The following is a 14,092-nucleotide window of genomic DNA, read 5'->3' as shown; positions in this document are numbered from 1 at the left end:
CTACGCGTCCAAGTCGTCGGCGACCTTGCGCAGCACGGCGGCGATCTTCGCACCGTGCGCACGGTCGGGGTAGCGACCGCGGCGCAGGCTCGCGCCGACGCCGTCGAGCAGCTTCACGAGGTCCTCCACGACGATCGCCATGTCATCCGCGGGGCGGCGGTTGAGCTTGCTGAGGCTCGGCGCGGGGTCGAGCACGCGCACCGAGAGCGCCTGGGCGCCCTTGCGGCCGTCGGCGATCCCGAACTCGAGACGCGTGCCCGAGCGCACGACGGCGCCGGCCGGCAGCGCCGAGGCGTGCAGGAAGACCTCCTGGCCGTCATCGGACGTGATGAAGCCGAAGCCCTTGTCATCGTCGTAGAACTTCACCTTGCCGGTGGGCATGCCGAGCCTCTCTCGCTGAATCCGGTGGGCGCACGGGGCATAGTGTTGTCTCGTGCCCGAGAACGCCCCCGTCCCGCTCAATCGTATCGAACGCGTGCTGGCCGCCATGATCGCTGCCGTCGTGGGCGTCTCGGTCATCGCGATCGTCGCCACCATGATCGCCTCGGGCACGGGAACGGACATGTCGGAGGGCGTGTGGCCCGCCGCGATGCTCGTCGGCTACTTCGGTCTGCCGCTCGCGTTCCTGCTCATCGTCGCCTTCCTCATCGTCAGCTCCGTCCGCCGCAGCCGGCTCGCGCGGGACGGTGAGCGGTAGCAGTTCCGCCCTCGCGCTCGCGGCTCGGCTGCGGGCGCTGCCCGACGACGTCCTCGTCGAGCTCCTGCACGCGCGCCCCGTGCGCGAGGCCGGCATCCGCGACGTCTTCGACCTCGCCGAGGCGCTCCTCGACCCCGCGTCCCTGCAGGCCGCGCTCACGCACCTCGACCGCACCGCCCTCGCCGTGCTCGCATCCGTCGTGCTCGGAGAAGCGAATGCCGACGCGATCGCCGTGCGCACCCGTCGCGGGCGCGAGGACGTGGCCGCCGCGCTCGAGAAGCTCACGGCCCTCGCGCTCCTGAGCGACGACGACGGGCGGCTCCTGGCATCCGACCGGCTCACGGAGCTGCTGCTGGCGTGGCCCGCGCAGAACCTGCCCTCGCCCGAGCAGCTCATCGACGCCCGCCCGCCCGCAGCCCTCGAGCCCGTGCACGGCGACGACCGGGCCGCGGCCGACCGCGCGGCGGGCGAGCGAGCCTTCGCCGCCGTCACCGCGGTCGGCGAGCTCGTGACGGCGCTCGAGCGCGAACCCGCGCGCATGCTGCAGCGCGGCGGCGTCGCCCTCCCCGACTGGCGGCGGCTGCTCGCCGCCTCGGGCGCCCGCGATGACGTCGAGCTCGTCACCCTCCTCGAGCTCGCCGAGGGCGCGAGCCTCGCGAGCACCGTCGACGGCGCCTGGCGGGTGTCGCCCGCCGCGGAAGCCTGGGCGGGATCGCCGCGCGTCGAGCGGTGGACGACCCTCGCATCCGGCTGGCTCGCGCGCGTGCCCGTCGAGCTGCAGGAGCAGCTGCGCGCCCGCGCCGGTGCGCGCTGGGGCGACGGCCTGCTCGACTACCTCGAATGGCTCTACCCGGCGGGCGGCGACTGGCTGCCCGAGCGCACGCGCGCCGTCGTGCGCTCCGCCGAGCTGCTCGGCATCGTCGGCGGCTCCGTTCCGTCGACCGCGGGCGCGGCCCTGCTCGCCGAGGGGGCGGATGCGGCGGCCGAGGCCATCGGGGCGCTCTTTCCGCCCGACGTGCGGCAGGTGTACATCCAGCACGACCTCTCGGTCATCGCCCCCGGGCCCCTCGCGGCGGATGTCGACCGGCGGCTGCGCGAGACCGCCGAGGTCGAGTCGGTGGGGCTCGCGTCGAGCTACCGCATCACCTCAGCGTCGGTGACGCGCGCCCTCACGACGGGGCTCACCGTCGACGACGTGCGCGCGCTGCTCGCCGAGATCTCGCTCACCGGCATCCCGCAACCCCTCGACTACCTCCTCACAGAGACCGCCGCGCGGTTCGGGAGCCTGCGCGTCGGCGCCGTCGACCCGACGCCGGGAACAGCGGATGCGAACGCCCACTCCTCCGTGCGCGCCGACGACCCGGCGCTCGTGGGGCAGCTCGTCATCGACCAGACCCTCGCGCCGCTCGGCCTGCGTCGCACGGGCGACCACCGGGCGGTCAGCCGCTTCGACGCCGAGACGCTCTACTGGGCGCTCGTCGACGCGCGCTATCCCGCGGTCTACGAAGACGCCGAGGGCGTCATCCGCGCCGTGCGGCGTGCGACCGCCCGCACCCTGCCGAGCGAACCGCCACCCGACCCCGCCCTGCGCATCGTGGCGCGCATCCGCGACGCCGCCGCCGACCAGCCCGAGGAGAGCGGTGCGGCGTGGAACGCGCGCCAGCTCGAGCTCGCGATCCGCGGCAAGCTGCAGGTCACCGTCGTCGTGCGGATGCCCGACGGCACCGAGGTGCCTTACCTGCTCGAGCCGGCGGCCCTCGCCGGCGGGCGGCTGCGGGCACGCGACCGTCGCGCCGACATCGAGCGCACCCTCCCCCTGTCGCACATCGTCGAGGTGCAGCCCGCCCCCTCCTCCGTCGGTTGAGTAGCGCCGCGCCGCGCGACCGCGCGGCACGACGCGTATCGAAACCCTCGCACCCGCGTATCAAGAGCGGGCCACGGATGCGATCCCTCCGCACGTCATCCGCCCGTCAGGTTTCGATACGCCGTGCGTCGCGCGCTCCGCGCGCGGCGCGCGGCACTCAACCAGCGGTGATGCGGCCTCGCGGCACTCGGCCAGCGGAACGCGCCCAGCGGCATCCGCACCCCCGCCGGTAGGCTTGCTCGGTTATGAACGGACCGCTGATCGTGCAGAGCGACCGCACCGTGCTGCTCGAGGTCGCGCACCCGGAGGCGGAGGAGGCCCGGCACGAGCTGGCGATCTTCGCCGAGCTGGAGCGCGCGCCCGAGCACGTGCACACGTACCGCATCACGCGCCTGGGTCTGTGGAACGCCCGCGCCGCCGGCCACACGGCCGAGGCGATGCTCGCGACGCTCGACCGCTATGCGAAGTTCCCGGTGCCGCAGACGGTGCAGATCGACATCGAGGAGACGGTGGGCCGCTACGGCCGCCTCATCATCGCGCGCGACGACGACGGCGAGCTCGTGATCCGGGGCGCGGATGCCGCGGTGCTCGCCGAGATCACGCGCAACTCGAAGGTCGCCCCGTTCCTCGGCATCCGCCGCACCTCGACCGAGTGGACGCTGCAGCCGTGGGCGCGAGGCCAGGTGAAGCAGGAGCTGCTGAAGATCGGCTGGCCCGCCGAGGACCACGCCGGCTACACCCCCGGCACCCCGCACGACATCGACCTCGTCGAGGACGGATGGGGGCTGCGCCCCTACCAGCGCCAGGCCGTCGACAACTTCTTCGCGGGCGGCTCGGGCGTCGTCGTGCTGCCGTGCGGCGCCGGCAAGACGCTCGTCGGGGCGGGCGCGATGGCCGCCGCCGACACCAACACGCTCATCCTCGTGACCAACACGGTGTCGGCGCGCCAGTGGCGGGCGGAGCTGCTCAAGCGCACGACCCTCACCGAGGACGAGATCGGCGAGTACTCCGGCCAGTCGAAGGAGATCAAGCCGGTCACAATCGCGACGTACCAGATCCTCACCGCGAAGCGGAAGGACGAGTACGCGCACCTCGCGCTCCTCGACGCGCTCGACTGGGGCCTCATCGTCTACGACGAGGTGCACCTGCTGCCAGCGCCCGTGTTCAAGCTCACCGCCGAGCTGCAGGCGCGCCGCCGCCTGGGCCTGACGGCGACGCTCGTGCGCGAGGACGGCCGCGAGTCGGACGTGTTCAGCCTCATCGGCCCGAAGCGCTTCGACGCCCCCTGGAAGGAGATCGAGGCGCAGGGCTACATCTCCCCCGCCTCGTGCTTCGAGGTGCGGATCGACCTGCCGCAGTCTGAGCGCCTCGAGTACGCCGCGAGCGCCGACGACGAGCGCTACCGCCTCGCCGCCACCGCCCCCGCGAAGCTGCAGGTCGTGCGCGACCTCGTCGCGAAGCACGACGGCGAGCGCATCCTCGTCATCGGCCAGTACCTCGACCAGATCGAGGAGCTGTCGGATGCGCTCGGTGCGCCCCAGCTGACCGGTGCCACCCCGGTCGCCGAGCGCGAGCGGCTGTTCCAGGAGTTCCGCGACGGCACGACGAAGGTGCTCGTCGTGTCGAAGGTCGCCAACTTCTCCGTCGACCTGCCGGAGGCGACCGTCGCCATCCAGGTGTCGGGCTCGTTCGGCTCACGCCAGGAGGAGGCGCAGCGCCTCGGGCGTCTGCTGCGTCCGAAGGAGTCGGGCCTGCCGGCCAACTTCTACACGCTCGTCGCGCGCGATACCGTCGACCAGGACTTCGCGCAGAACCGCCAGCGGTTCCTCGCCGAGCAGGGCTACTCGTACACGATCCTCGACGCGCACGAGCTGGTGGCGTAGCCGCGGTGCCGCTTCCCGCTGGTTGAGCAGCGCCGCGGCGGTTTCAGTGCGGGGCGCCGCCGCCCCCACCGCTGGTTGAGTAGCGCCGCGCGCGCAGCGCACGACGCGTATCGAAACCCTCGCAGGGCTCCTCCGCCGTTGGTTGAGTAGCGCCGCGCGCGCAGCGCACGACGCGTATCGAAACCCTCGCACCGCGTATCAACAGCCGGCCACGGGATGCGATCCTTCCCCACGTCATCCGTCCCTCGGGTTTCGATACGCCGTGCGTCGCGCCTCCGGCGCGGCGCGCGGCACTCAACCAGCGGTGAACACGCGCGATCACCTATCGAACCCCGCGTCCGGAGACGTGCCCCCCTCCCGTTGGTTGAGTAGCGCCGCGCGCGAAGCGCACGACGCGTATCGAAACCCTCGCACCGACGTTTCAACAGCCGGCCATGAATGCGGAACCTCCGCACCTCATACGTCCCTCGGGTTTCGATACGCCGCGCGTCGCGCCCTCCGGGCACGGCGCGCGGCACTCAACCAGCGGTGAACTCGCGCGGCTGCTCTACCGCTGGTCACCTGCCGTATCGAGGCCCGACTTCCGCTCAGGAGGCGGCGGTGGAGCGCTTCCGCCGGTACCGCAGCAGCAGCGTCGACCCCGAACGCAGCACGTGCGCGAGCTCGAGCGCACGCGGGTCGGGCAGCTGACCCGTCGCGATGCGGCGCGCGTCACCCGCCTCGAGCGTCGGCGACACCGTCACGCACAGCTCGTCGACGAGGTCGGCCGCGAGCAACGCCCCGAACATGGTGGGCCCGCCCTCGCTCAGGATGCGCGTGAGGCCTCGTGCGCGCAGGGCCGCGACCGCGGCATCCGCGTCGATGCGCGAGCCCGTCCCGCACTCGATGACATCCGCCACTCCCGCGAACGCAGCGATGTCACGCCCGGGCGTCGTGACGACGATCGGCCGCACCGGCGCCTCGGCGAAGATGCGCGACGCGGGGTCGAGGTCGAGCGAGCCCGACACGATCGCGAACACCGGATGCGGCGGCAGCCCGCGCTCCTCCCGCCACGCGGCCGACGCATCCGACACCCGCAGCGGCCCGTAGCCCTCGGCCCGCACGGTGCCCGCCCCCACGACGACGACCTGCGCGACGCGACGCAGCAGCTCGAAGTAGCGGCGGTCGGCGTCGTCGCCGAGCCCGCCCGAGAGCCCGTCGCGCGTCGCCGCCCCGTCGACCGACGACACGAAGTTCACCCGCAGCACGTCGCCCGACGCGAGTAGCGCCTCGACGAGCTCGTCGTCGCCGAGGTCCCCCGCCGGGTCGGGCCAGACCCGGTCGATCGTCACATGTTGTGCTTCAGCCACGCCGGCTCCCTCCAGCCGAGGATCGCCTCCGTCATACGCACCGCCGCGACCGTCGCGCGCACGTCGTGCACGCGCACGATGCGGGCGCCGTTGATGATCGACACGACGGCCGCCGCGAGCGAGCCCTCGAGCCGCTCGTACTGCGTGCGGTCGAGCGTCTCGCCGATGAAGTCCTTGTTCGAGAGCGCCACGAGCACGGGCGGCCCGAGCTGGGCGACCTCCCCGAGCCGCCGCGTGAGCTCGAGCGAGTGCAGCGTGTTCTTGTTGAGGTCGTGCCCGGGGTCGACGATGAGCCGCTCGAACGGCACGCCCGCCGCGAGCGCCGTGTCGATGCGAGAGCGCAGGTGGTCGACGACGGTGCGCACGACATCGTCGTAGCGGGGCGACGGATGCGGCGTGCGCGGCGGGGTGAGCGAGTGCGTGAGCACGATGTGCCCCTCCGACGCCGCGACGACAGATGCCATGTCCGGGTCCCACAGGCCGGAGGTGTCGTTGACGACGTCGGCACCCGCGGCGAGCGCGGCCTCCGCGACGCGCGCGTTGAAGGTGTCGACCGAGATGACGACGTCGGATGCGGCGCGCACCGCTGCGACGAGCGGCACGATCCGCTCGAGCTCCTCCTCGAGCTCGACGACCGGCCCGCGTCCGAACGGCACGCCGCCAACGTCGACCCAGTCGGCGCCGTCGGCGACCGCGGCGAGAGCCGCCTCGACCGCTCGGTCGAGCGCGAACGTCGCCCCCTTGTCGTGGAACGAGTCGGGCGTGCGGTTGACGATCGCCATGACGGCGACGCGCCGCGAGAAGTCGAACTCGCGCGCACCGATGCGGCGCACGAGGGAGGGCGCGGAGGTCACGGGCACGATGCTAGAGGTCGCCGAGCGGCACCGCCGGGTCGGCGAGCCGTGCCCGGTCGACGGCGGCGCCCGCCAAGCCGGCACGCACGAGCTGCTCGATGTCGTCGGCGACGTCCCACACGTTGACGTTCATCCCCGCGACGACCGCACCGTCGCGCACCCAGAACGCGATGAACTCGCGCCCCGCGCGCGCCCCGCGCACGACGACCTCGCCCTCGGCGGCGAGCTGGGGGAACCCCGTGTACTCCATGCCGAGGTCGAACTGATCGGTGTAGAAGTACGGGATCGCGTCGTACGGCGTCCCGTCGCCGAGCATCGAGCGCGCCGCCGCCGGGCCCGTCTTCTCGGCGTTGGCCCAGTGCTCGCTGCGGATGCGCGCGGGCAGCCCGGCCGTCTCGAGCACGGGGTGCAGGATCGCGGCGATGTCACCCGCCGCCCAGATGCGCTCGTCGGACGTCCGCAGCCGCGCGTCGACGTGCACGCCGTCGCCCGTCTCGAGCCCCGCGGATGCCGCGAGCCCGATCGCGGGCGCAGCGCCGACCGCGGCGACCACGACATCCGCCGGCACGAGCTCACCGTCGGCGAGCAGCACCCCCGTGACGGCGTCGCCCCCGACGAGCTCGCGCACCTCGGCCCCGCGGCGCAGAACGACGCCGTTCTCCTCGTGGAGGCGAGCGAAATCCGCCCCGAGCTCCGCGCCGAGCTGCGACACGAGGGGCACCTCGCCGCGCAGCAGCACGGTCACATCGTTCCCGAGCGTGCGCGCGGTCGCCGCGACCTCCATGCCGATCCATCCGGCGCCGACGACGACGACGCGACGCCCGCCGTCGGCGATCGCGGCGCGCAGGGCGTACGCCTGGTCGATCGTGCGCAGCAGGTGCACGCCCGCGAGGTCCCCGCCCGGCACGGGCAGCGGATGCGGTGTCGAGCCCGTCGCGAGCAGCAGCTGGTCGTAGGCGAGCGCCTCGCCGCCCGCGAGGGCTACGACGCGCGAGGCCCGGTCGATCCCGGCCGCCGTCTCCCCCGCGCGGAACCGGATGTCGCGCTCCGCGTACCAGCCGAGGGGGTGCACGTCGAACGAGCCGCGCTCGTCGTCCCCCGCTAGGTAGCCCTTCGAGAGCGGCGGTCGGATGTAGGGCGCGTGTGGCTCCGCCCCCACGAGAGTCACCTCGCCCGCGAACCCGCGGGCCCGCAGCTCGGCGGCGGCAGCCGCCCCGGCGAGGCCCGCTCCGACGATGACGATGCGTTCAGCGGTCATGCGGCGAGGCTACGCCGCTCTCCGCCGCCGCGCCCGGCCGCTGGCCCCCGCGCGGGGGTAGACAGCCCGCGCCTGATATTCCAGGTGACATTCAGAAAACTTTCAGAGATAATGGGGCGCATGAGCGACGGACCCAAGATCCTCATCGTCGACGACGAGCCCAACATCCGCGACCTGCTCACCACGAGCCTCCGCTTCGCCGGCTTCGCCGTGCGCGCGGTCGGCAACGGCGCCCAGGCCATCTCGGCGGTCCTCGACGAGGAGCCCGACCTCATCATCCTCGACGTCATGTTGCCCGACATGAACGGCTTCGGCGTCACCAAGCGGCTGCGCGCATCCGGCTACACCGCGCCCATCCTCTTCCTCACCGCGAAGGACGACACCGAGGACAAGATCACGGGCCTCACCGTCGGCGGCGACGACTACGTCACCAAGCCCTTCTCGCTCGACGAGATCGTCGCGCGCATCAAGGCCATCCTGCGCCGCACCATGCAGGACGAGGAAGACGCCATCATCCGCGCGGGCGAGCTCACGATGGACCAGGACACGCACGAGGTCACCGTCGGCGACGTGCCCGTCGAACTCTCCCCCACCGAGTTCAAGCTCCTGCGCTACCTCATGCTCAACCCCAACCGCGTGCTGTCGAAGGCGCAGATCCTCGACCACGTGTGGGAGTACGACTTCAACGGCGACGCGGGCATCGTCGAGAGCTACATCTCGTACCTGCGGCGCAAGATCGACCAGCACTCCTCCGAGCCGATGATCCAGACCAAGCGCGGCTTCGGCTACATGCTCAAGACCGCGAAGGCGTGACGGTCCGCCAGGCCGCGGGGCGACGGATGCGGGGCCACTGAATGGCGAAGCTTCACGCGTCGTTCGAGCGGTGGTGGAACGGCGTCTCCCTCCGCACCAAGATCACGGGCGTCACCGTCCTGCTGCTGACCTTCGGCCTCGCCGTCGCGGGCATGGGCACCATGACGGTGCTGCGCACCTACCTCTTCGACCAGCGCGACGCATCCGTCTCGTCCTGGTTCCAGCAGGTGGTCGGCACGGCCGACTCGGCGCCCGACAACCTCGCGACGTGCAACTTCCGCTACGAGCCGGGCTACCTCGTCGCGATCGTCGACGCCTCGGGCGGCGTCGTGTGCGAGAACGTGCCGAGGTCGTCGCTGCAGCCCGACTTCTCGCACATGACCCTCTCGTGGGGCTACCTGCACGACAGCAATCTCTCGACGGTGACGGATGCGACGGGTCGCGGCCAGTGGCGCGTCATGACGAGCGTGCTCACGGGCTCCGACGGCTCGCTCGCGACGCTCGTCGCGGGCATCGACGTGACGGACATCGACACGACCATCACGCGCTACAGCCTCATCTTCTTCCTCTTCGCGATCGCGGTCGTGCTGCTCGGCGCCGCGGTGACCCAGCTGCTCGTCACGAGCACCTTCGCGCCGCTGCGCGACGTCGAGCGCACGGCCGCGCGCTTCGCCGCGGGCGACTACAGCCAGCGCCTCGGAGGCGCCACCCCGAACACCGAGGTCGGCCGCCTCAACCGCTCCCTCAACGCGATGCTCGCGCGCATCGACCTCGCCCTCGCCGACCGGCAGCGCGCCGTCGAGCAGATGCGTCGCTTCGTGGGCGACGCGAGCCACGAGCTGCGCACGCCCCTCGTGTCGTTGCGCGGCTACGCCGAGCTGTACCGGATGGGCGCCCTGCAGAAGCCCGACGACGTCGCCCAGGCCATGGACCGCATCGAGCGCGAGGCGATCCGCATGGGAGGACTCGTCGAGGACCTGCTCGAGCTCGCCCGCCTCGACGAGCCGCGCACGGTCGTGTATGAGCCGGTCGACCTGCTGCCGATCGCGCAGGATGCCGCCCTCGACGCATCCGCCTCGGCGCCGCTGCGCCGCATCACGGTCGTCGTGCCCGAGCCGATCGACCCGCCGGCGGATGCCGCCGACGGCGAGGCGGGCGCGGCATCCGCGACCACGACCACGCCTCCCGTGACGGAGCCGCCCGCGGCTCGACCGGCCACCGCGGCCCACGTCACGCCGCCCGCGACGACCATGACGGGGCCCATCGCGTTCGCCGGCTCGGCCCTCGCGCGCCTGCGCCGGCGTCGGCCGGCCGTCGCGGAGACGACCGCCGCGAGCACGACGACGGGCGCGGTGCCGCTGCCCGAGGTCGGCCCGATCGTGCGCGGAGACGAAGACAAGCTGCGCCAGGTCGTCACCAACCTCATCGGCAACGCCATGCGCTTCACGCCCGACGACAGCCCCATCGAGCTCGAGGTGGGAGTCGACCGCCGCGGCGGCTACGGCGTCATCTCGATCGTCGACCACGGCGAGGGCATCCCCCCGCAGCTGCGCGAGAAGATCTTCCAGCGCTTCTGGCGCGCCGACACGTCCCGCACTCGCGAGACGGGCGGTTCCGGGCTCGGGCTCGCGATCGTGGCAGGCATCGTCGCGAAGCACGACGGTCACGTCGAGGTGCTCGAGACGCCCGGCGGCGGTGCGACGTTCCGCGTCAGCATCCCGCTCGCCCCCAGCCCCGACGAGGAGCCGGAGTCCACGGATGCCGCGGCCGCGCCGAACGGGACCGCACCGCGTCCCTAACGTGGCGGCATGACCACGTTCCAGGTAGACAGCGAAGCCGTCCTCGCACACGCGGCGGCCGCCCGACAGACCGTCGCGCGCATCCAGTCCGAGGTGACGGCGCTCCACTCTCAGCTCGAGCAGTTGCAGGCATCGTGGCGCGGCGGTGCCGCGACCGCGTTCCACGCCGTCGTCGCCGAGTGGCGCACGACGCAGCAGCGCGTCGAGGAGTCGCTCGGCGCGATCGGCACCTCGCTCGCGCAGGCCGGCCAGCAGTACGCCGAGATCGAACAGCACAACACGCGGTTGTTCCTGCGGTAGGCAGCACGGGGGCTGGTTTCGACACGCCCGCTGCGCGGGCTACTCAACCAGCGAGCGATACCGCTCGTTGAGTAGCGCCGCCGGCGCACCACCCGCTCGTCGGGAGCGCCGCAGGCGCCCCTGCCCGCTGGTTGAGTAGCGCCGCAGGCGCCCCCCCTGGTTGAGTAGCGCCGCAGGCGCGTGTCGAAACCAGCCCCCGAGCTACCCCCGAACGACGAAGCGGGCGGCTCCCCGAAGGGAACCGCCCGCTTGTCTTGCGAGATCTAGGTCTCGAGACGCGTCGCGCTCTCGCGCGGCGCTCCTCGACCTTTGACCTTCAGTTGAGCCCGCTTCGCGGCCTCAACTTACGGTCAAAAGTCCATGCCGCCCGTGGGGTCGCCGGCCGGAACCGGGTTCTTCTCGGGCTTGTCGGCGACGACGGCCTCGGTGGTGAGGAAGAGACCGGCGATCGAAGCCGCGTTGAGCAGCGCCGAACGGGTCACCTTCACCGGGTCGCTGATGCCGGCCGACAGCATGTCGACGTACTCGCCCGTGGCGGCGTTGAGGCCCTGGCCCACGGGGAGGTTGCGCACCTTGTCGACGACGACGCCCGGCTCGAGACCGGCGTTGAGGGCGATCTGCTTGAGCGGCGCGTCGATCGCGACCTTGACGATGTTCGCACCGGTCGCCTCGTCGCCCGAGACCTCGAGCTTCTCGAACGCGGTCTTGCCCGCCTGGATGAGCGCGACGCCACCACCGGCGACGATGCCCTCCTCGCCGGCCGCCTTCGCGTTGCGGATGGCGTCCTCGATGCGGTGCTTGCGCTCCTTGAGCTCGACCTCGGTGGCCGCACCCGCCTTGATGACGGCGACGCCGCCCGCGAGCTTGGCGAGGCGCTCCTGGAGCTTCTCGCGGTCGTAGTCGGAGTCGGTGTTGTCGATCTCCTGGCGGAGCTGCTTGACGCGGCCCGCGATGGCGTCGGCCGAGCCGGCGCCCTCGACGATCGTGGTCTCGTCCTTGGTGACGATGACCTTGCGCGCCTGGCCGAGCAGGTCGAGGGTGGCGTTCTCGAGCTTGAGGCCGACCTCCTCGGAGATGACCTGGCCGCCCGTGAGGATCGCGATGTCCTGCAGCTGGGCCTTGCGGCGGTCGCCGAAGCCGGGGGCCTTGACGGCGACCGACTTGAAGATGCCGCGGATCTTGTTCACGACGAGCGTCGCGAGAGCCTCGCCGTCGACGTCCTCGGCGATGATGAGCAGCTGCTTGCCCGCCTGGATGACCTTGTCGACGATGGGGAGCAGATCCTTGATGTTCGAGATCTTGCTGTTGACGATGAGGATGTACGGGTCCTCGAAGACCGCCTCCTGGCGCTCCGGGTCCGTCACGAAGTACGCCGACAGGTAGCCCTTGTCGAAGCGCATGCCCTCGGTGAGCTCGAGCGTCGTGCCGAAGGTGTTCGACTCCTCGACGGTGACGACGCCCTCCTTGCCGACCTTGTCGATCGCCTCGGCGATGAGCTGGCCGATCTCGGGGTCGGCGGCGGAGATGGACGCGGTGGCCGCGTACTCCTCCTTCGTCTCGACCTCCTTGGCGTTGGCGCGCAGCTCGGTCTCGACGGCCGCGACGGCCTTCTCGATTCCGCGCTTGAGGCTGATGGGGTCGGCGCCGGCCGCGACGTTGCGCAGGCCCTCGCGCACGAGCGCCTGGGCGAGCACGACGGAGGTCGTGGTGCCGTCGCCCGCGACGTCGTCGGTCTTCTTGGCGACCTCCTTGACGAGCTCCGCGCCGATCTTCTCGTACGGGTCGTCGAGCTCGATCTCCTTGGCGATGGACACGCCGTCGTTCGTGATCGTGGGGGCGCCCCACTTCTTCTCGAGCACGACGTTGCGGCCGCGGGGCCCGAGGGTGACCTTGACGGCGTCGGCCAGGGTGTTGAGGCCGCGCTCGAGGCCGCGACGGGCCTCCTCGTCGAAAGCGATGATCTTAGCCATGGGTTAGTGTCGTCCCTCCCGGACGTGATCCACAGTGATTTGGCACTCAATGATCGCGAGTGCCAGAGATCAGTCTGGCACTCGGTCGGGGTGAGTGCAAGCCGACCACCGCGTGCACGACGCGCGCAGACGGCATCCGCGGGGCGACGCTGAGAGGCCGCGGCTCAGCCGACGGGCACCGGGTCGGCGGCGCCGCTCTGCGGCACGAGCTCGACCCAGCTGTTGCCGGGGGCGAGCCGGATGACGGCCCCCGTGTCGTCGACGAGACGGATGGGCGCGAGGCGGTCGCCCTTCGACCACGTCGCGTGCACGACCTTGCCGTCCGACAGCACGAGAGCCTCGCCGCCGCCGATGAGTTCGGTCTTCGGCACGCCGAGCCCGAACGACACGGGCACGCGCACGACGACGACGTTGACCGCCGACAGCTGCGCCCCGTTGGAGTCGAGGTCGACGGCACCGTTCTGGAAGCGCAGCCAGCGCGACGAGGCCGCATCCCACCTCCACGACGGATGCGAGGGCGCCCCGAAGGTGAGGTCGATGCCCGCGACGGGCTGGCCCTCGCGTGCGGCGGTCGAGCCCGCGGCATCCGCGGCGAACGAGAAGTGCTGCTGCGGCGCCGCGAGGTCGAGGTGCATGCCGATGAGCTCCTGCGCCTTCACGATGACGTTGTGCGGCGCGGCCTTCGACTTCGTGCGGAACATGACCGCATCCGTGTCGCGCATGCCGTGGATGGCGTTGTAGACGTTCGTGTCGCGCATCATCGCGACGAAGCGCTGCTGACCGCCCGAGTACGCGACGATGCCGCCGAGCGGCGAGATGATGTCGGGATCCATGGGGCGGATCGAGCGGATGGGGCCGATCTCGGCGGGCACGTTCGAGTGCCACACGGCGACGTAGCGCGTGAGGCCGCCCTCGACGAGCTCCTCGAACACGATGTCGGTCGCCTCGAGGCCCACCTGCGGGCGCGCCGCCGTGTGGTCGTCGATCTTCGCGGCGAGCGACGGATGCGCGAGGCTCGCCGGGTCGTCGACCGGCATCCCCGTGAGCGGTGCGTAGACGACGGGCGCGGGCGTCTCGTAGGTGGAGACATAGGTGCTCGTCGGTGTCGGACTCACTGCCGGCATGGGTGCGGCGGCCGCCGTGCAGCCCGCGAGCAGTGCGCTCACCGCGAGTGCGAGAGCGCCGATCAGACGACGCCCCCGGGATTCCATGAGCGACATGCTAGGGCGACCGAGGCGGTCGGCCGCCGCTTGCCGTCGGCGCGTCCGGCGCGTCCGACGCGACCCGCGCGTCCGACACAGCCGG

The 14,092-nt window shown here is 71.9% G+C and carries 12 protein-coding genes; 6 read left to right on the top strand and 6 right to left on the bottom strand.

Features of this window, described 5'->3' with window-relative positions; genetic code table 11:
- A complete protein-coding gene (locus H4J02_RS02785; protein ID WP_187675603.1) occupies nucleotides 1–381 on the bottom strand; it encodes a cold-shock protein in 381 nt (126 codons plus the stop codon).
- Nucleotides 382–433: 52 nt separating this feature from the next.
- On the opposite strand from H4J02_RS02785, the gene H4J02_RS02780 reads away from it, so the two are divergent.
- The 3 genes from H4J02_RS02780 (at nucleotide 434) to H4J02_RS02770 (ending at nucleotide 4,444) form a co-directional block, all read left to right on the top strand.
- Nucleotides 434–697, top strand: a complete 264-nt coding sequence (locus H4J02_RS02780; protein ID WP_187675602.1) for a multidrug ABC transporter ATPase — start codon at nucleotides 434–436, stop codon at nucleotides 695–697.
- Nucleotides 687–2,561 (top strand): helicase-associated domain-containing protein, encoded by a 1,875-nt coding sequence (locus H4J02_RS02775; RefSeq protein ID WP_187675601.1) that lies wholly within the window; start codon nucleotides 687–689, stop codon nucleotides 2,559–2,561. Before H4J02_RS02780 ends, H4J02_RS02775 begins: the two co-directional genes overlap by 11 nt.
- Before the next feature lie 245 nt (nucleotides 2,562–2,806).
- Nucleotides 2,807–4,444 carry a DNA repair helicase XPB gene (locus tag H4J02_RS02770; protein ID WP_187675600.1) on the top strand — a complete coding sequence of 546 codons (1,638 nt, stop codon included), beginning with the start codon at nucleotides 2,807–2,809 and terminating at the stop codon, nucleotides 4,442–4,444.
- Between the two features lie 587 nt (nucleotides 4,445–5,031).
- Here the strand turns inward: H4J02_RS02770 and H4J02_RS02765 are convergent.
- From H4J02_RS02765 to H4J02_RS02755, 3 genes are all read right to left on the bottom strand, one after another.
- On the bottom strand, nucleotides 5,032–5,793 hold the full coding sequence (locus tag H4J02_RS02765) for a pyrimidine reductase family protein (RefSeq protein ID WP_262406188.1): 762 nt from the start codon (nucleotides 5,791–5,793) through the stop codon (nucleotides 5,032–5,034).
- A complete protein-coding gene (folP, locus tag H4J02_RS02760) occupies nucleotides 5,772–6,575 on the bottom strand; it encodes a dihydropteroate synthase (protein WP_187676395.1) in 804 nt (267 codons plus the stop codon). Before folP ends, H4J02_RS02765 begins: the two co-directional genes overlap by 22 nt.
- Before the next feature lie 82 nt (nucleotides 6,576–6,657).
- The gene (locus tag H4J02_RS02755) at nucleotides 6,658–7,905 is read right to left on the bottom strand and encodes an NAD(P)/FAD-dependent oxidoreductase (protein ID WP_187675599.1); all 1,248 of its coding nucleotides are present in this window, start codon (nucleotides 7,903–7,905) and stop codon (nucleotides 6,658–6,660) included.
- A gap of 120 nt (nucleotides 7,906–8,025) precedes the next feature.
- On the opposite strand from H4J02_RS02755, the gene H4J02_RS02750 reads away from it, so the two are divergent.
- From H4J02_RS02750 to H4J02_RS02740, 3 genes are read left to right on the top strand one after another with little or no spacing between them, the layout of a single operon-like run.
- The gene (locus H4J02_RS02750) at nucleotides 8,026–8,718 is read left to right on the top strand and encodes a response regulator transcription factor (RefSeq protein ID WP_187675598.1); all 693 of its coding nucleotides are present in this window, start codon (nucleotides 8,026–8,028) and stop codon (nucleotides 8,716–8,718) included.
- Between the two features lie 41 nt (nucleotides 8,719–8,759).
- Nucleotides 8,760–10,517: a cell wall metabolism sensor histidine kinase WalK gene (locus H4J02_RS02745; RefSeq protein WP_187675597.1), complete on the top strand. Its 1,758-nt coding sequence runs from the start codon at nucleotides 8,760–8,762 to the stop codon at nucleotides 10,515–10,517.
- 9 nt (nucleotides 10,518–10,526) lie between these two features.
- Nucleotides 10,527–10,817, top strand: a complete 291-nt coding sequence (locus H4J02_RS02740; protein ID WP_187675596.1) for a WXG100 family type VII secretion target — start codon at nucleotides 10,527–10,529, stop codon at nucleotides 10,815–10,817.
- Nucleotides 10,818–11,167: 350 nt separating this feature from the next.
- On the opposite strand, the gene groL is transcribed toward H4J02_RS02740, so the two are convergent.
- Together groL and H4J02_RS02730 are read right to left on the bottom strand one after the other, a co-directional pair.
- Nucleotides 11,168–12,787 (bottom strand): chaperonin GroEL, encoded by a 1,620-nt coding sequence (gene groL / locus H4J02_RS02735; RefSeq protein WP_187675595.1) that lies wholly within the window; start codon nucleotides 12,785–12,787, stop codon nucleotides 11,168–11,170.
- A 164-nt stretch (nucleotides 12,788–12,951) separates the two neighbouring features.
- The gene (locus H4J02_RS02730; protein WP_187675594.1) at nucleotides 12,952–13,998 is read right to left on the bottom strand and encodes a DUF3048 domain-containing protein; all 1,047 of its coding nucleotides are present in this window, start codon (nucleotides 13,996–13,998) and stop codon (nucleotides 12,952–12,954) included.
- Nucleotides 13,999–14,092: the final 94 nt, after the last annotated feature.

Source organism: Protaetiibacter sp. SSC-01, from assembly GCF_014483895.1.
Lineage (GTDB): Bacteria > Actinomycetota > Actinomycetes > Actinomycetales > Microbacteriaceae > Homoserinibacter.
This window is presented reverse-complemented; position numbering and strand designations above follow the sequence as displayed.

Coding starts and splice junctions, on each gene's coding strand:
- H4J02_RS02785 (WP_187675603.1), bottom strand. CDS start 381: ATGCCCACCGGCAAGGTGAAGTTCTACGACGATGACAAGGGCTTCGGC.
- H4J02_RS02770 (WP_187675600.1), top strand. CDS start 2,807: ATGAACGGACCGCTGATCGTGCAGAGCGACCGCACCGTGCTGCTCGAG.
- folP (WP_187676395.1), bottom strand. CDS start 6,575: ATGGCGATCGTCAACCGCACGCCCGACTCGTTCCACGACAAGGGGGCG.
- H4J02_RS02755 (WP_187675599.1), bottom strand. CDS start 7,905: ATGACCGCTGAACGCATCGTCATCGTCGGAGCGGGCCTCGCCGGGGCG.
- H4J02_RS02750 (WP_187675598.1), top strand. CDS start 8,026: ATGAGCGACGGACCCAAGATCCTCATCGTCGACGACGAGCCCAACATC.
- H4J02_RS02745 (WP_187675597.1), top strand. CDS start 8,760: ATGGCGAAGCTTCACGCGTCGTTCGAGCGGTGGTGGAACGGCGTCTCC.
- H4J02_RS02740 (WP_187675596.1), top strand. CDS start 10,527: ATGACCACGTTCCAGGTAGACAGCGAAGCCGTCCTCGCACACGCGGCG.
- groL (WP_187675595.1), bottom strand. CDS start 12,787: ATGGCTAAGATCATCGCTTTCGACGAGGAGGCCCGTCGCGGCCTCGAG.
- H4J02_RS02730 (WP_187675594.1), bottom strand. CDS start 13,998: ATGGAATCCCGGGGGCGTCGTCTGATCGGCGCTCTCGCACTCGCGGTG.